This window comes from Streptomyces sp. NPDC088733, assembly GCF_044751185.1.
Classification (GTDB): Bacteria; Actinomycetota; Actinomycetes; order Streptomycetales; family Streptomycetaceae; genus Actinacidiphila.
Genome location: NZ_JBIVLH010000003.1, coordinates 575,529 through 592,057, shown reverse-complemented (window position 1 = coordinate 592,057; position 16,529 = coordinate 575,529). Strand labels below are relative to the sequence as shown.

Genomic DNA, 16,529 nt, shown 5'->3' with positions numbered 1-16,529 from the left:
CCTGTGGCAGAGCAAGAGAAGCGCACTCGACAGCCGAACGGACGCAGTTCGATCTACTTCGGCAAAGACGGCAAGTGGCACGGTCGGGTCACCGTCGGTGTTCGTGACGACGGCAAGCCGGACCGGCGTCACGTCGAACGGAAGACCCGTGCAGAGGTCACGGAGGCCGTACGAGAGCTTGAGCGGCAACGCGATGCCCAGACCGTGCGCAAGCCGGGCAAGCCCTGGACGGTCAAGGCGTGGCTGACGCACTGGATTGAGAACGTCGCACCCCTCACGGCCAACGACAACACGATGGTGGGGTACGGCGTCTCTGTACGGAAGCACCTCATTCCCGGCTTGGGCGCCCACCGACTCGACAGGCTCAAGCCGGAGCACATCGAAGCGTTCTACGTGAAGATGCAGGCCAACGGCAGCAAGCCCGCGACGGCCCATCACGCGCACCGCACGCTTCGCGCTGCCCTCAACGAGGCGGTACGGCGCGGCCATCTCGGGAAGAACCCGGTCCTGTTGGCAAAGGCTCCGAAGGTGGACGAGTACGAGGTGGAGCCCTACAACGTGCAGGAAGTGCAACGTCTGCTGAGGGCAGCGAGCCAGCACCGCAACTCCGCACGCTGGGCTGTAGCCCTCGCTCTCGGACTACGGCAGGGGGAAGTGCTGGGCCTGAAGTGGCAGGACGTAGAACTTGAGGGTGGGTTCCTGGTGGTCCGCCGCAGTCGGCACCGCCCGCAGTACGCGCACGGGTGCACGGAACCCTGTGGACGCAAGGCCGGCTACTGCCCGCAGAGGCGGCGCAGCAACCCCGAGACGTCCAGCACCAAGTCACGCGCCGGCCGTCGCGCCGTCGGTCTCCCGGAACAGCTCGTTGACTTGCTGAGCGCCCACCGTGAGGCGCAGGACGCGGAACGGAAGACGGCCGGGAAACACTGGGTGGAAGGTGGGTGGGTGTTCCCCGACGAACACGGGCGCATCGCTTCCCACCGAAAGGACTGGGCTGAGTGGAAGGCTCTATTGGCTGAGGCGAACGTCCGGGACGGCCGCTTGCACGACGCCCGCCACACGGCCGCCACGGTCCTGCTCATTCTCGGGGTGCCCGAGCGCGCTGTCATGGGTCTCATGGGATGGTCGACAACGGCCATGGCCGCCCGCTATCAGCACATGGTCGACGCGGTGCGGACCGAGGTGGCGAAGCAGGTCGATGGTCTGATCTGGAAGCCGGGCGCTGACGGGCCGGATGACGGCGACGATGGCGCCGCCGGCGTGCTCGTGCCGGTCAACTGAGACGGGAACTGAGACGGACAGACAGATGGGGCGCACCTCTTCCGAGGGGCGCCCCATTCTTTTTCCTGGTCAAGGCGGTGGAGGCCGTGGCGGGAATCGAACCCACGTAACTCGATTTGCAGTCGAGCCCCTGAACCACTCGGGCACACGGCCGGGCGTCTGTGACGTGCTTCGACCATAGGCGGCCCCGCCCGGGGCGGGTCAACGGATCGGGCGGGGCCGCAACAGGACTGCCATACGCCGTTCATGAGGGGCCGGGAGCCGCCCCGCTCGCCAGGAACTCCTCCACCACCGGGCGGAACAGGGCGGGTTCGTCGACCCAGGGGTAGTGGCCGACGGCGTGCAGGGGCCGCAGGCGGGCGTGCGGGAAGGAGTCCGCGACGACCTCGCCCGCCCGCATGCCGGTGACCGCGTCGCGGTCGCCGGTGACGACGAGGACGGGGCAGGTCACCTCGCGCAGCCGGTCCAGGAGGGACTGCCGGGCCTGTTCGTCGACGCCCTGCCAGAAGCCGGCGCGGGGGACCGGGTGCGTCTGGGCGCCCTCGGCGGCGGCGTGGTCGCGCTGGGGGGCGTCCCAGCGGCCGTACGCCATGGGGGCCACCAGGAGCAGCAGTTCGCGGACCCGGTCCAGGTCGTCGGCGCTCTCCAGCTCGCCCAGCGCCGCGACGGCGTCGGGCCACCAGGGCTCGCCCGCCCGGCTCTCGAAGATCGCGCGGGCGTCGTCCGGGCGGACGCCCTGCAGCCGCGAGCCGGGCGCGACCAGGACCAGGTGGGTCAGCCGGTCCCTGTACTCGGCGGCGTACGCCTGCGCGGTCGCGGCGGCGGCGTCGTGCGCGAGCAGGGCGAAGCGCTCCAGTCCCAGATGGCGGCGCAGCGCCTCCACGTCCTGCGCGAGCCGTGGGAAGGAGTACGCCAGCGGGTCGGGGGCCGGCGCGGTGTCCCCGGTCCCGCGGCCGTCCGGCACGACGAGGCGCCTGACCGTGTCCAGCCCGGCCAGGTCGCCCAGGTACGCGGCGTCGCGGCCGGGCCCGCCGGCGAGCGCGAGGAGCACCGGGCCCTCCCCCTGGTCGCGGTAGGCGATCTCGGTTCCGTCGTACGAAGTGCAGTGCGGCATGGCCTACGCCTTCCCGGCCCGGCGCGGTCCATCTCCGGTCCTGGGCCGAAAGGCCGACCCCGATGTTCATGGACGCCAGGGGCGACAGCCGCCTACGCCCCTTACCCTGTCCGGGTGACGACCGCCGAAGCCGAGCCGATTCCCGGCAATTCAGACAGACCTCTCCTCCTTGGGCCGGACCCCGGCACCGACACCGTCCTGGGCAGCCGCTACCGCGCGCTGACCCTCGCCATGGTCTCGGTCGTCCTGCTCATCGCGTTCGAGGCCACCGCCGTCGGCACGGCCATGCCGGTCGCCGCGCGCGAGCTCCACGGACTGCCGCTGTACGCCTTCGCCTTCTCCGGCTACTTCACGACCTCGCTGTTCGCCATGGTCGTCAGCGGCCAGTGGTCGGACCGCAGCGGCCCGCTCGCGCCTCTCGTCACCGGCATCGGCGCCTTCGCCGCCGGCCTGCTGATCTCCGGCGCCGCCCAGTCGATGTGGCTGTTCGTCCTCGGCCGCGCCGTCCAGGGCATCGGCGGCGGACTCGTCATCGTCGCCCTGTACGTCGTCGTGAGCCTGGCCTACCCCGAACGGCTGCGGCCCGCCGTCATGGCCGGCTTCGCCGCCTCCTGGGTGGTGCCCTCGATCGTCGGCCCGCTCGTGGCGGGCACGGTCACCGAGCAGTTCGGCTGGCGCTGGGTCTTCCTCGCCATCCCGGTCCTGATCGTGCCCCCGCTGCTCATCGGCCTGCCCGCGATGCGCCGGATGCCCGTCCAGCCGCCCCCGGACGACCGCCGCGCACCCGACGGCCGCCGCATCCGGCTCGCCCTGGCGGTCTCCGCGGGCGCCGGGCTGCTCCAGTACGCCGGACAGGACCTTCGGCCGCTCTCCCTGGTCCTCGCGGCGGCCGGCGCGGCCCTCATCGTCCCGGCAGCCCTCGGACTGCTGCCGCGCGGCACGTTCCGCGCGGCGCGCGGGCTGCCGTCGGTGGTCCTGCTGCGCGGAGTCGCCTCGGGCACTTTCCTCGGCGCCGAGACCTTCGTGCCGCTCATGCTCGTCACGCAACGGCACCTGTCGCCGACCCTCGCCGGACTCTCCCTCGCCTCCGGCGGCATCACCTGGGGCATCGGGTCCTGGATCCAGGGGCGCCCCCGCCTCGAACCGCACCGGGACCGCATGGTCGTCATCGGCATGTTCCTCATGGCCGCCGCCACGGCCGGCGTCGCCCTGCCGCTGATCGGCGCCGCCCCGGTCTGGAGCTCCGCCGCCGCGTGGGCCGTGGGCGGCCTGGGAGCGGGCCTGGTCATCTCCTCCCTGAGCGTCATCCTCTTCAAGCTCTCGCCGCCCTCCGAGGCCGGCGCCAACTCCGCCGCGCTCCAGGTCTCCGACGCGCTGGCCAGCGTCGTCCTGGTCGCCGCCGCGGGCACCACGTTCGCCGCCCTGGGCGGCGCGAGGGGCGCCTTCGCCGCCGTCTTCCTGCCCCTGGGCGTGCTCGGCCTCGCGGGCGTCGCCGTGGCGGCACGGCTCCGTCCGAAATCGGGGTGAGTCGAACCCGCCGGGCGGCTACCGTCGCGGTGTGAAAGAGCTGACCCTCGTCTTCACCGACGCCGAGTGGGAGTCCCTCGACGACCTGGCCGACGCGCACGGCGTCACGGTCGCCGAACTCGTGCGCACGGCCGTACGCGCCTACCAGGGGGCCGACACGGCCCCCGTCACGGCATCCGGGGAAGCCCTCGCGGACGCCCACGCGGAACTGCTGCGCAGGCTCGGGGAGTGAGTGTGCGCCATCTCACTGTGGCCGAGGTCACGGAGCTCGCCCGCCTCGCGTGCGGTGGCCTGCCGCCGGCCGTGCGCGAGCCGGGCCTGTTCGCGTCGGCCGTCCACCGGCCGCGCGCCCGCATGTTCGGCGTCGCCGCGTACCCGGACCTCTACGCGGGCGCGGGCGCCCTGCTGCACGGCATCGCCGCCAACCACCCGCTCGTGGACGGCAACAAGCGGACCGCGTGGCTGGCGGCGGCGGTGCTTCTGGATATCAACGGGGTTGATCTGCGGTCGGCTGACCAGGATGCGGCCTACGATCTGGTGATCGCGGTGGCGTCCGGCGCGGTCGCGGAGCCGGTGGTGATCGGGCAGGCCCTGCGGGGCTTGGCGGCTCGTTAGGTTCTTTCCCCGCCCTCCCGCCCGTGTGCCCTGTGAAGTCAGGGCGCCCCGACGCGCGTTGTGTGGGGGCCGGGTGCGGGCCCTCCGGGGCTGCCATTCTGGACAGCACATTTAGGTGCCTCAGGCACCCGGCCTGATCACCCCGGGCCATGCACCCAAATATGCTCCAGTGTCCAGAACGCCACCCCTCCGACCCCGCCCCCTCAGGTCTCGTCACGCGCCTGATCCCCGGTGGGGGGTGTAGACGGCACCGTGCCCAGGCCGCTCGTTGGCGCTGCGCGGCCGTCACCTGTCGGCACTTGGACCGCGCCGGATCGCCAATGCACCGGGAAGTGCCGCGAGAGGATCGCGAGGCCGCCCAGCGCTGCCGGCTGATCATCGACCGCAGCCGACCGTGCCGCACCGACGGGTGACCTGGCCGCCTTCCTACCCCCGCCGGGGATCGGGCGCGAGTGCCCACCTGCGGACACCCCTCGGCCGAAAGGCTGCTGGCCCGATTCCGTCGCGCTGACTGCGACCCGGGCCACGGCCGCCTCCATATCCACCACCGGGGATCAGGCGCTTGACAAGACGGAGGGGGCGGGGTCGTAGGGGTGGATGTTCTGGACGTTCGGCATATTTGTGTGCGGTATCCGGGGTGAACGATGGTGGGTGCTGGAAACGCACGTAAATATCCGGTCCAGGACGTGCAGCCCCGGAGGCCCCGGACCCGGCCCGCACACCACTTGCGCCGGGGCGCCCAGACTTCCTGGGGCACACGGGTGGGAGGGCGGGGAAAAACCCTGGACGCCGCCCCCGGGTAGGCTGTGACGGCCCCCCGACCCCCAACCCGTCACCCGGAGCCCGTGACTACCACCGCCCCGCACAGCGCCAGCGCCTCGCACCACCTCTCGCCCGCGTTCCCCGGACGCGCCCCCTGGGGCACCGCCGGCAAGCTGCGCGCCTGGCAGCAGGGCGCGCTCGAGCGGTACATCGAAACGCAGCCGCGTGACTTCCTGGCGGTCGCGACCCCGGGCGCGGGCAAGACGACCTTCGCGCTCACCCTGGCCTCGTACCTGCTCCACAACCACCTGGTGCAGCAGATCACCGTGGTCGCCCCCACCGAGCACCTGAAGAAGCAGTGGGCGGAGGCGGCCGCGCGGATAGGCATCAAGCTGGACCCGGAGTACAGCGCGGGCCCGGTGGGGCGGGACTACCACGGCGTGGCGGTGACCTACGCGGGTGTGGGCGTGCGTCCGATGCTGCACCGCAACCGGTGCGAGCAGCGCAAGACCCTGGTGATCCTGGACGAGATCCACCACGCGGGCGACAGCAAGTCGTGGGGCGAGGCGTGCCAGGAGGCGTTCGAGCCGGCGACCCGCCGGCTCGCGCTGACGGGTACGCCGTTCCGTTCGGACACCAATCCCATCCCGTTCGTGACGTACGAGGAGGGCAACGACGGCATCCGCCGTTCCTCCGCGGACTACACGTACGGCTACGGGAACGCGCTCGCGGACGGTGTCGTCCGCCCTGTGATCTTCCTCTCCTACAGCGGCAACATGCGCTGGCGGACGAAGGCGGGCGACGAGATCGCGGCGCGTCTGGGCGAGCCGATGACGAGGGACGCGATCGGGCAGGCCTGGCGCACCGCGCTGGCTCCGACGGGCGACTGGATCCCCAATGTGCTGCGCGCGGCGGACACCCGGCTGACGGAGGTCCGCAAGTCGATCCCGGATGCGGGTGCGCTGGTGATCGCCACGGACCAGGAGTCGGCGCGGGCGTACGCGAAGCTGATCCGGGAGATCACCGGCCACAAGGCGACCCTGGTGCTGTCCGACGACGCGAACGCCTCGTCCCGCATCGAGGAGTTCAGCGCGAGCGAGGACCGCTGGATGGTGGCGGTCCGCATGGTGTCGGAGGGCGTCGACGTGCCGCGTCTGGCGGTGGGCGTGTACGCCACGACGATCTCGACGCCGCTGTTCTTCGCGCAGGCCGTGGGCCGTTTCGTGCGGTCGCGGCGGCGCGGTGAGACCGCGTCGGTGTTCGTGCCGACGATCCCGATGCTGCTGGACTTCGCCAACGAGATGGAGGTCGAGCGCGACCACGTCCTGGACCGGCCGAAGAAGGAGGGCGAGGAGGACCCGTACGCGGAGTCCGAGAAGGAGCTCGCCGAGGCCGAGAAGGAGCAGGACGAGGAGACGGGCGAGCAGGACATGCTGCCGTTCGAGGCGCTGGAGTCGGACGCGGTCTTCGACCGGGTGCTGTACGACGGCGCCGAGTTCGGCATGCAGGCGCATCCGGGCAGCGAGGAGGAGCAGGACTACCTGGGCATTCCGGGCCTGTTGGAGCCGGACCAGGTGCAGATGCTGCTCCAGCGGCGTCAGGCGCGGCAGATCGCGCACAGCCGCAAGAAGCCGGACGCGGAGGCGGATCTGCTGGAACTGCCCGCCGAGCGGCGCCCGGTGGTCAGCCACAAGGAGATGCTGGAGCTCCGCAAGCGGCTCAACACCCTTGTGTCGGCGTACAACCACCAGAGCGGCAAGCCCCACGGGGTGATCCACAACGAGCTGCGCCGGGTGTGCGGCGGCCCGCCGAGCGCGGAGGCGACGGCGGGGCAGCTCAACGAGCGCATCAAGAAGGTCCAGGAGTGGGCCACCCGGATGCGCTGACCCCGGTTAGTGACGGGCTGTCAGGTGTGCTGTGAATCTTGCGGTGTGACGTGCCGTCGGCGGGAGGATTTGCGTTCGACGGGTCGGCACGCCCGGTCGCATGACCGGATTGTGGACGAAGTCTTCCGCTGAGCGGTACGCATCGCTACCGTTCCGGTCACCCAACGCGCCGTGGCCCGCAGCCTCGGGGCGCAGCCGGTACCGCCAGACCGACCGGTGGCTTCTCCGCGCCCTGCCGTGGGACCGGCATGCTTCCCGCCGTGAGAGAGGTGCCACCACTCACGAGAAGGGGGCGTCGTGACCGCGGAGACGTCTCAGACGCTCGACCGGGGCCTGCGGGTCCTGAAGCTGCTGGCCGACACCGACCACGGGCTCACCGTCACCGAGCTCGCCATGAAGCTGGGCGTCAACCGCACGGTCGTCTACCGCCTGCTGGCCACGTTGGAGCAGCACTCGCTGGTCCGCCGCGACCTCGGCGGCCGCGCCCGGGTCGGCCTCGGCGTGCTGCGCCTGGCGCACCAGGTGCATCCGCTGCTGCGCGAGGCCGCGCTCCCCGCACTGCGCTCCCTGGCCGAGGACATCGGCGCCACGGCCCACCTCACCCTGGTCGACGGGACCGAGGCCCTGGCCGTGGCGGTCGTCGAGCCCAGCTGGACCGACTACCACGTCGCCTACCGCACCGGATTCCGGCACTCCCTGGACCGCGGTGCCGCGGGCCGCGCGATCCTCGCCGGGCGCAACACGCAGCCGTACGAGCCCGACCCGCGCTGCGCGGAGGGGCCCGGCTACGTCCTGACCCACGGCGAGCTGGAGGCCGGCGCGAGCGGCGCGGCGGCCCCGCTGGTGGGCGTACCCGGGATAGAGGGGAGCGTCGGGGTGGTCATGCTCGCCGACTCGGTGCCCGAGCGGGTCGGGCCGCGGGTGGTGGAGGCGGCGGTGGAGGTCGCGGACGCCCTGCGGTAGCGGGTGCGGGGGAGGCCCGTGGCGCGTCCCACCCGGCGCGGTGAACTACATTCACCCCATGCCCTTCGCCACCGCCCGCAGCCGGACCCTCGCCGTGTGCGCGGCCCTCGTCGTCGCCCTGCTGGCGGTCGCCGGGTTCGCCCCCCTGCCGATCTCGATCGTCGTGCCGGGGCTGACGGCCGACGTGCTCGGCAGCGACCAGGGCCAGCCGGTGATCACCGTCAGCGGCACCCCGACGCGGGACACCTCCGGCCAGCTGCGGATGACGACGATCGCCGCGACGAACCCGGACGCCGTGGTGCGGTTCGGCGATGTGCTGAAGGCGTGGTTCGCCACCGACCAGGCGGCGATGCCGCGGGACGCGGTCTACCCGACCGGCGGCAGCGTCAAGGAGATCGAGAAGCACAACCAGGCGGAGATGACCGAGTCGCAGGACGCCGCGACCACGGCCGCCCTGGCGCACCTCGGGCTGTCGCCCTCCAAGGTGAAGGTCGGCCTGCATCTCGCGGACGTCGGCGGGCCCAGCGCCGGGCTGATGTTCAGCCTGGGCATCATCGACAAGATCAACGGCAACGGTCACGGCGGCGACCTCACCGGGGGCCGCCGGATCGCCGGTACGGGGACGATCACGCCGGGCGGCCAGGTCGGCGCGGTCGGCGGTGTCCCGCTCAAGGAGCAGGCCGCCCGGCGCGACGGGGCGACCGTCTTCCTCGTGCCGAAGGGCGAGTGTGCCGACGCCAGGGCCGAACTCCCCAAGGGGATGCGCCTGGTGCCGGTGACCACGCTCGACGGCGCGATCGACGCCCTCAAGGCGCTCGAGAGCGGCGGCAAGGTCCCCAGCTGCTAGGGCGGCGGCCCTAAGTGCGGCGGGCGTCCATCGTGCGCCAGGAGGGGAAGACCAGCGGGCACAGTGTCGCCGCGAGGTAGACCGCGCCGACGGCGAGCAGTGCGGCCGGCAGCCCGATGCCGTCCACCAGGAAGCCCGCCGCGAGGCCGCCCATCGGGGTGGTGAGCAGGACGCCGGCGCCCAGGGTGCCCAGGGTCCGGGTGCGCAGTTCGTCGGGGATGTGCTCGAACGTCACCGTGGACAGGATCGGGTTGAGCGCCCCCGCCGCCAGGCCGCCGATCAGCATCGTCGCGGCCAGGGCGCCCCATCCGGGCACCCAGGCGGCGACCGCGAACCGCGGCGCCCCGCACAGCAGGAAGCACACGGTGTAGACCGGCCACCGGGGCAGCCGGTGGCCGAGTGCGCCGTAGGCCAGCGCCCCGGCGAGGGCGCCGGCTCCGAAGAGGCCGGAGAGCAGGCCGAGTTGGACCGAGCCGCCGAGTTCCCGTTCGGCGTGCACGGGCAGCAGCACCGAACTCCAGCCCACGTCGAGGCCGTTGGTGACCATGACCATGAGCGTGATGGCGAGCAGCAGCCGGCTGCGGACGAGGAAGACCAGGCCTTCGCGCAGTTCGGCGCGGTAGGTGCGAAGGGAGGCCGGTGCCGCGTCCCGGGCCGGTTCGGCGCCGCGCAGTCCGCGGATGCCGAAGGCGATCAGCAGGGCGGAGACTCCAAAGGTCGCCGCGTCCACCAGCAGCACCGCCTCCGCGCCCAGGACGGCGATGAGCACCCCGCCGAGCGAGGCGCCCAGCATGCGTGCCCCGCGCGAGGCGCCGTCGAAGTAGCCGGCGGCGCGCCCCAGCGGTGTCCCGGCGCGTTCGGCGAGCACGGGCAGCAGCACGTCGCGGGCGGTCTCGCCGGGGGCGTGGAAGAGCCCGCTGACCGCCATGAGCGCGCACAACTGCCAGAAGCGCAGCACCCCGGCGAAGTGCAGCAGCGGGATGGCGGCCACGGCGACCCCGCACACCGCGTCCGAGACCACCGACGTCCTGCGCCGTCCGAAGCGGTCGATGACCGGTCCGCCGCCGAGCGCGGAGACCACGACCGGCAGTGTCCCGCAGAAGGCCGCCAGTCCCGCGCGGGCGGCGCTGCCGGTGGTCTGGAGCACGAACCACGGGACGGCGAGCACGGTGAGCGCGTTGCCGCTGATCGACACGACGTTGGCGGCCAGCACGAGCCGCAGCGGCCGTGGATCGGGTGCGGGCCCGGTGGCCCGTTCGGTGCCGTCGGATATGCCGGTTCCGGTGTCCATGCGGGTCCCCCGTGGTCGGTGCGGTCAGTCCGCGGCGCGCGGAAAGGCGTGCAGATGGACGTGGACGAGCGCGGCGTCGTCGCCGTCGGGCCGTTCGGTGTCCGTGTCGCGGTAGCGCTCCACCACGGCGTGCAGTTCGGCCCGCAGGGCGCGGGCCTGTGCGGGCGTGAGCCGCAGGGCGAAGTCGCTGAGGTCGAAGGCCTCGCGCCACTGCGGCGGCCAGTCGTCCAGGGTGTCGAGCCAGGTCCGCAGTTCGTCGGCGTGGGCCGCGGCGACCTCCCGGCCGAACAGGCCGATGGCGGCGCGTACGTCGGGGTCCTCGTGGGCGAGGAAGCCCGCCGCGTTGAAGCGGGTGCCGGTGTGCGCGGCCTTCCACCAGCGTTCGCGGGCGGTGCCGCGTCCGGGGTCCTCCTCCACGAACCCGTACGTCGCCAGCTGCCGCAGGTGGTAGCTGGTGGCGCCGCTGGACTCGCCGAGCCGGGCCGCGAGCCCGGAGGCGGTGGCGGGGCCGTACTCGCGCAGGGCGGCGAGCAGCCGGATGCGCAGCGGGTGCGCGAGTCCGCGCAGGGTGCGCGGGTCGAGGCTGATGACGTCGGGGCCGGGCGCGTCGGCGGTGGGTTCGTCGGGCACGCGTCCACCGTAGAGGGTGCAAAGAGTTCTTTGCAACGACTTCTTTGCGTCCCGCCGCGGGGCCGCTCAGCCCTCCGTGATGAAGCCCTCCTTCACCAGCCACTCCTTGGCGACCGCGCGCGGGTCCTCGCCCTCCACGTCGACCTTGGCGTTGAGCTCGCGTCCCACGGCCGTGGTGAGCCTGCGCGAGATCGGGTCCAGCAGGTCCCGGATCGCCGGCCAGCGCTTGAGGGCCTTGCTGTTGACGACGGGCGCGGCGTCGTAGTTGGGGAAGAAGTGCTTGTCGTCCTCCATGACCTCCAGGTGCAGGGAGGCGATCCGGCCGTCCGTGGTGTAGACCTCGCCGAGCAGGCAGGAACCCGGCTTCGGGATCTGGGTGTAGATGACGCCGGTGTCCATCTTGCGGATGTGGGAGGCGGGCAGGTTCATGCCGTACGCCTTCACCATGCCGGGCAGCCCGTCGTCGCGGGAGGCGAACTCGTTGTCCACGCACAAGGTGACGGCCGACGGCTTCCGGTGCGAGAGCGCGGCGACGTCGGACAGGGTCCGCAGGCCGTAGGGGCGGTTCTTCGCCCGGGTGGTGGCGAGCGCGTAGGTGTTGTCGAGGGTGGACGGCGGCAGCCAGGTGATGCCGTTCCTCAGGTCGGCGTCGTGGACGGCCTGCCACTGCGCCCGCGGGTCGGTGATCGGCTCGTCGTTGCCGAGGTAGGTGATCCAGGCGGTGCCGGTGTACTCGTACATGGCGTCCGCGTCGCCGGACCGGACGGCCTCGCGGGCCCCGATCGAGCCCTGGATGTTCGTCCGGTCCACCACGTCGGCGCCCGCGGCCTTGAAGACCAGCCCGATCATCGAGCCGAGGACGATCTGCTCGCTGAAGCTCTTGGACGTCACCGTCAGCGTCGCGCCCTTCAGCGGCAGGCCCCGGCCGAGGCTGCCGGGACGGACGTCGTCGGCCAGCGGGCTGCCGCTCTTGAGCCCGCAGCCCGGCGCCGCGGCCAGCAGCGCCGCGCACGAGGCCAGGGCAACGGTCGTGCGGCGGCGGCTCATGTGTCCTCCAGGCCGCGCGGGCGCATCATCTGCTCGGCCAGCGAGGCGAGCCAGTCCACCAGCAGCGCCAGCACCACGGTCAGCACCGAGCCCAGGATCAGCACCGGCATGCGCTGGGTGACGATGCCGGTGGTGATGATGTCGCCCAGGCCCCCGCCGCCGACGAAGGTGGCGAGCGTCGCCGTGCCGACGTTCAGCACCAGCGCCGTGCGCACCCCGGCGAGGATCAGCGGTACGGCCAGCGGCAGTTCGACCCGCGACAGGGTGCCCAGCGCCGACATCCCGATGCCGCGCGAGGCCTCGACGAGCGTCGGGTCGATCGCCCTGAGCCCCGCCATGGTGTTGGACAGCACCGGCAGCACGGCGTAGACGACCATGCCCACCAGGGCCGTGCGCGGCCCGATACCGAGCCAGATCACCAGCAGCGCCAGCATCCCGATGGCCGGGGTCGCCTGCCCGACGTTGGCGACCGCGGTCACGACGGGCGCCGCGGCCCGCAGCCCGCGCCGGGTCAGGGCGGTGCCCAGCGGGATCGCGATGACGAGCACCCAGAAGGTCGACCAGGCGGTCAGCTCGACGTGCTGCCACAGCCGCACCCGTACGGTGTCGCCCGCCAGGGCGTTCGCGGCGATGGAGTCGAGGTGGACCGACGTGATCCACACATAGGTGGCGACGAGCACGGCGGCCAGCACGGCGGGGGTGACCACCAGGTGCCGCCAGGTGGGCCGCCGCCCGGGCGGGGCGCCGGGCGCGGACGGCTCCCCTGATTCCCCTTCTCCGGGGGCCCCGCCGTCCCCCGGGGCGGACGGGAGGCCGGCGTCCGCGGCGCCCCTGCGGCGCGTCATGCGCGGGCCCCCGGCTCGTGGTCGGCGCCCTCCTGCTCCGCCCGGGTCTGCGGGGCCCGCAGCTCCTCCAGGTCGTGCCGGTGCTCCAGCGCCGCCAGCCGGTCGGCCTCCAGCATCTCGTGGACGGAGTTGAGCAGCGTCTCCATGTCCACCACGCCGGTGAACTCCCCGCGCCGGCCGGTGACCGCGACCCGCCCGCTGCTGTCGGTCAGCACCGCCTCCAGGGCGTCCCGCAGCGTCGCGTCCCGGGTGACCGTGTCGCCCACGAGCGTCCCGGCGCGGGCGAGCGAGCCCTTGGCCCGCATGAGGTCGCCGCGCCGCAGCCACTTGTAGGGGCGGCCCTTGCGGTCCAGCAGCAGCAGTTCGTTGGTCAGGCTCGACGCCCGCAGCCGGTCGAAGATCGACTGCAGCGGGTCGTCCACGCTCACCGTCGGGAAGTCGGCGACGCCCACGTCGCGGACCCGGGTGAGGTTGAGCCGCTTCAGGGCGGCGCCCGCACCGACGAAACCGGAGACGAAGTCGTCGGCCGGGTTCGTCAGGATCGCCTCCGGGGTGTCGAACTGGGCGATGTGGGAGCGTTCGCGCAGCACCGCGATGCGGTCGCCGAGCTTGATGGCCTCGTCGAAGTCGTGGGTGACGAAGACGATGGTCTTGTGCAGTTCGTGCTGGAGCCGGATCAGCTCGTCCTGGAGGTGGTCGCGGGTGATCGGGTCGACCGCGCCGAACGGCTCGTCCATCAGCAGCACCGGCGGGTCGGCGGCCAGCGCCCGCGCCACGCCCACCCGCTGCTGCTGGCCGCCCGACAGCTGGCGGGGGTAGCGGCCCCGGAACTCGCGGGGGTCCAGGCCCACCAGGTCCAGCATCTCGGCGACCCGCTCCCGCACCCGGGCCCTGGACCAGCCGACCATCCGGGGGACGAGCGCGATGTTCTCCGCGACCGTCATGTGCGGGAAGAGCCCGGAGGACTGGATCGCGTAGCCGATCTTGCGGCGCAGCTTCACCGGGTCCATGTCGGTGACGTCCTCGCCGCCGATGCGGATGCGCCCGGAGGTCGGCTCGATCAGCCGGTTGATCATCTTCAGGGTGGTGGACTTGCCGCAGCCGGACGGCCCGACGAAGATCACCGTCTCGCCCGCCTTGATCTCCATGGACACGCTGTCCACGGCCGGTTCCGCGCTGCCCGGGTAGCGCTTGGTCAGCTGCTCCAGCTCGATGGTCGCGCCCGCCGCCTCAGCCACGGATCCCCCTCGGGATGGTCAGCCGCCCGATCAGCACATAGGCGGCGTCGAAGAGCAGCGCGAGGACGACGATGCCGATCGTTCCGGCCAGCACCTGGTTGAGGGCGTTGGCGCTGCCCAGCGAGGCGATGCCGCGGAAGATCTCGTTGCCGAGGCCCGGACCCGAGGCGTACGCGGCGATCGCGGCGATGCCCATCAGCATCTGCGTCGCCACCCGGATGCCGGTCAGGATCGGCGGCCACGCCAGCGGCAGTTCCACCCGGGCCAGCGCCGCCGGGCGCGACATGCCGATCCCGCGGGCGGCGTCCACCAGGGCCGGGTCGACCCCGCGCAGGCCCACGATCGTGTTGCGCACCACCGGCAGCAGCCCGTACAGCGTCAGCGCGGTGACCGTCGGGGGGACGCCGAGGCCCAGCCAGGGGATCAGCAGACCGATCAGCGCCAGGGAGGGAATGGTGAGGATCGTCGCGGTGGAGGTGACGGCCAGGCCCGCGGTCCAGCCGCGGCGGTAGCTGAGCACGCCCACCGCCACCCCGATCGCGGTGGCCAGCACCATGCACTGGAAGACCAGGCTGGCCTGCTGGTAGGCGTCGGCCAGCAGTTGCTCGCGGCGGCTGGTGAGGTACGCCCAGAAGCTCATCCGGCCTCACCACCTGCCTGCCTCGCCCGCCGCCGGCGGCGCCGGTCACGGTTCCGCGTCCCGTGCCGCCTGCTCGACCAGCGGGATGATCCGCAGCGGGACCGGATTCTCCATGACGATCGCGGTGGCGGCCCGCACGATGCCATCAAAGCCCACAACCCGGTCGATCACACGTTGGAGATCGGCGTTGGACCGGGCGACCAGGCGGCAGAGCATGTCCCCCTGGCCGGTCGTGGTGTGCAGCTCCAGCACCTCCGGCACCGCCCTCAAGTGCGCGCGCACATCGGGGCCTTGGCCCTGCTTGATCTCCAGCGTCGCGAACGCCGTCACCGGATAGCCGAGCGCCGCCGGGTCCACCTGCGGGCCGAAGCCCCGGATCACCCCATTGGCCTGAAGCCGGTCCAGCCGCGCCTGCACGGTGCCGCGGGCCACGCCGAGCCGCCGGGAGGCCTCCAGCACGCCGATCCGCGGCTCCCGCGCGAGGAGCGCGATCAGCCGGCCGTCCAGTCGGTCGATGCCCATGATGTCCCGCCGCCCTCGTGTGGTCGCCGCTGTGACAGTGGTCACTCTGTGCAGAATGCCGCCCGTTATGCCCGAACCGCTGTACAGATTGCTCACTCGTTCCTGGAACTATTGCGCACCTTGGCCCCCGGGGCGAGGCTGGCGCCATGACTGAGACCCTGGATCACACCCCCGGCACCGCAGGCGACGCCGACCCGTTCCCGGTCAAGGGGATGGACGCGGTCGTCTTCGCGGTGGGCAACGCCAAGCAGGCGGCGCACTACTACTCGACCGCCTTCGGCATGAAGCGCGTCGCCTACTCCGGACCGGAGAACGGCAGCCGCGAGACCGCGTCGTACGTGCTGGAGTCCGGCAGTGCCCGGTTCGTGTTCACCTCCGTCGTCCGGGCCGCGACCGACCACGGCCGCTTCCTGGAGCAGCATGTGGCCGCCCACGGCGACGGCGTCGTCGACCTGGCGCTGGAGGTCCCCGACGTCCGCGCCGCCTACGACTACGCCCTCGCGCACGGCGCGACCGGGCTGGAGGCGCCGCGCGAGGTCTCGGACGAGTACGGCACGGTCGTGCTGGCCGCCATCGCCACCTACGGCGAGACCCGCCACACCCTCGTGGAGCGCGGCGGCTACAAGGGCCCGTACCTGCCCGGCTACGTCGCCGCCGAGCCGATCGTGGAGCCGCCGGCCAAGCGCTTCTTCCAGGCGATCGACCACTGCGTCGGCAACGTCGAGCTCGGCAGGATGAACGACTGGGTCGCCTTCTACAACCGCGTCATGGGCTTCACGAACATGAAGGAGTTCGTCGGCGACGACATCGCCACCGAGTACTCCGCCCTGATGTCAAAGGTCGTGGCGGACGGCACGCTGAAGGTCAAGTTCCCCATCAACGAGCCGGCGATCGCGAAGAAGAAGTCGCAGATCGACGAGTACCTGGAGTTCTACGGCGGCCCCGGCGTCCAGCACATCGCGCTCGCCACCAACGACATCGTCGCCAGCGTGCGCGCCATGCGCGCGGCGGGCGTTGAGTTCCTGGACACGCCCGACTCCTACTACGACACCCTCGGCGAGTGGGCCGGCGACACCCGCGTGCCGATCGAGACCCTGCGGGAGCTGAAGATCCTCGTAGACCGGGACGAAGACGGCTACTTGCTGCAGATCTTCACCAAGCCCGTCCAGGATCGCCCGACCGTCTTCTTCGAAATGATCGAGCGCCACGGTTCGATGGGCTTCGGCAAGGGCAACTTCAAGGCCCTCTTCGAAGCGATCGAGCGCGAGCAGGAGCGCCGCGGCAACCTCTGATCCCTTCGCCGTGAATTCCGGCGCCGGAC

General features: G+C 72.2%; 16 protein-coding genes and 1 tRNA gene. 8 read left to right on the top strand and 9 right to left on the bottom strand.

The window, feature by feature from the left end; translation table 11 throughout:
• Positions 1-3 precede the first annotated feature (3 nt).
• Positions 4-1,281 carry a tyrosine-type recombinase/integrase gene (locus tag ACIP64_RS08805; RefSeq protein ID WP_401583161.1) on the top strand — a complete coding sequence of 426 codons (1,278 nt, stop codon included), beginning with the start codon at positions 4-6 and terminating at the stop codon, positions 1,279-1,281.
• 78 nt (positions 1,282-1,359) lie between these two features.
• Here ACIP64_RS08805 and ACIP64_RS08800 read toward each other — a convergent pair.
• Positions 1,360-1,434, bottom strand: a tRNA-Cys gene (locus ACIP64_RS08800).
• 91 nt (positions 1,435-1,525) lie between these two features.
• Positions 1,526-2,395 carry an alpha/beta fold hydrolase gene (locus tag ACIP64_RS08795; RefSeq protein ID WP_401583159.1) on the bottom strand — a complete coding sequence of 290 codons (870 nt, stop codon included), beginning with the start codon at positions 2,393-2,395 and terminating at the stop codon, positions 1,526-1,528.
• A gap of 114 nt (positions 2,396-2,509) precedes the next feature.
• On the opposite strand from ACIP64_RS08795, the gene ACIP64_RS08790 reads away from it, so the two are divergent.
• From ACIP64_RS08790 to ACIP64_RS08765, 6 genes are all read left to right on the top strand, one after another.
• Positions 2,510-3,922 (top strand): MFS transporter, encoded by a 1,413-nt coding sequence (locus ACIP64_RS08790; RefSeq protein ID WP_401583158.1) that lies wholly within the window; start codon positions 2,510-2,512, stop codon positions 3,920-3,922.
• Between the two features lie 31 nt (positions 3,923-3,953).
• Entirely contained in the window at positions 3,954-4,154 is a 201-nt protein-coding gene (locus ACIP64_RS08785; protein WP_401583156.1) for a hypothetical protein, read from the top strand.
• A 17-nt stretch (positions 4,155-4,171) separates the two neighbouring features.
• Entirely contained in the window at positions 4,172-4,537 is a 366-nt protein-coding gene (locus tag ACIP64_RS08780) for a type II toxin-antitoxin system death-on-curing family toxin (protein WP_401583154.1), read from the top strand.
• 845 nt (positions 4,538-5,382) lie between these two features.
• Positions 5,383-7,185, top strand: a complete 1,803-nt coding sequence (locus tag ACIP64_RS08775; RefSeq protein ID WP_401583152.1) for a DEAD/DEAH box helicase — start codon at positions 5,383-5,385, stop codon at positions 7,183-7,185.
• Between the two features lie 297 nt (positions 7,186-7,482).
• Complete coding sequence (locus ACIP64_RS08770) at positions 7,483-8,148, top strand: helix-turn-helix domain-containing protein (protein WP_360906141.1); 666 nt, start codon at positions 7,483-7,485, stop codon at positions 8,146-8,148.
• Between the two features lie 58 nt (positions 8,149-8,206).
• Entirely contained in the window at positions 8,207-8,995 is a 789-nt protein-coding gene (locus tag ACIP64_RS08765; protein WP_401583150.1) for a S16 family serine protease, read from the top strand.
• Positions 8,996-9,005: 10 nt separating this feature from the next.
• Here ACIP64_RS08765 and ACIP64_RS08760 read toward each other — a convergent pair whose 3' ends face one another.
• The 7 genes from ACIP64_RS08760 to ACIP64_RS08730 all read right to left on the bottom strand — a co-directional run bounded on the left by ACIP64_RS08760 (position 9,006) and on the right by ACIP64_RS08730 (position 15,208).
• Complete coding sequence (locus ACIP64_RS08760) at positions 9,006-10,286, bottom strand: MFS transporter (protein ID WP_401583148.1); 1,281 nt, start codon at positions 10,284-10,286, stop codon at positions 9,006-9,008.
• 24 nt (positions 10,287-10,310) lie between these two features.
• Positions 10,311-10,916, bottom strand: coding sequence for a helix-turn-helix domain-containing protein (locus ACIP64_RS08755; protein WP_401583146.1), 606 nt, complete (start codon positions 10,914-10,916; stop codon positions 10,311-10,313).
• Between the two features lie 66 nt (positions 10,917-10,982).
• The gene (locus tag ACIP64_RS08750) at positions 10,983-11,963 is read right to left on the bottom strand and encodes a glycine betaine ABC transporter substrate-binding protein (RefSeq protein WP_401583145.1); all 981 of its coding nucleotides are present in this window, start codon (positions 11,961-11,963) and stop codon (positions 10,983-10,985) included.
• Positions 11,960-12,808, bottom strand: a complete 849-nt coding sequence (locus ACIP64_RS08745) for an ABC transporter permease (RefSeq protein WP_401583143.1) — start codon at positions 12,806-12,808, stop codon at positions 11,960-11,962. Before ACIP64_RS08745 ends, ACIP64_RS08750 begins: the two co-directional genes overlap by 4 nt.
• A complete protein-coding gene (locus ACIP64_RS08740; protein WP_401583141.1) occupies positions 12,805-14,046 on the bottom strand; it encodes a betaine/proline/choline family ABC transporter ATP-binding protein in 1,242 nt (413 codons plus the stop codon). The genes ACIP64_RS08745 and ACIP64_RS08740 overlap by 4 nt, the downstream gene beginning before the upstream one ends.
• The gene (locus tag ACIP64_RS08735) at positions 14,039-14,686 is read right to left on the bottom strand and encodes an ABC transporter permease (RefSeq protein ID WP_360906134.1); all 648 of its coding nucleotides are present in this window, start codon (positions 14,684-14,686) and stop codon (positions 14,039-14,041) included. The genes ACIP64_RS08740 and ACIP64_RS08735 overlap by 8 nt, the downstream gene beginning before the upstream one ends.
• A gap of 45 nt (positions 14,687-14,731) precedes the next feature.
• Positions 14,732-15,208 (bottom strand): Lrp/AsnC family transcriptional regulator, encoded by a 477-nt coding sequence (locus ACIP64_RS08730; protein WP_360906165.1) that lies wholly within the window; start codon positions 15,206-15,208, stop codon positions 14,732-14,734.
• A 146-nt stretch (positions 15,209-15,354) separates the two neighbouring features.
• Between ACIP64_RS08730 and hppD the strand changes: the two genes are divergently transcribed.
• Positions 15,355-16,500 (top strand): 4-hydroxyphenylpyruvate dioxygenase, encoded by a 1,146-nt coding sequence (hppD, locus tag ACIP64_RS08725; protein WP_401583139.1) that lies wholly within the window; start codon positions 15,355-15,357, stop codon positions 16,498-16,500.
• The last annotated feature ends 29 nt before the right edge of the window (positions 16,501-16,529 follow it).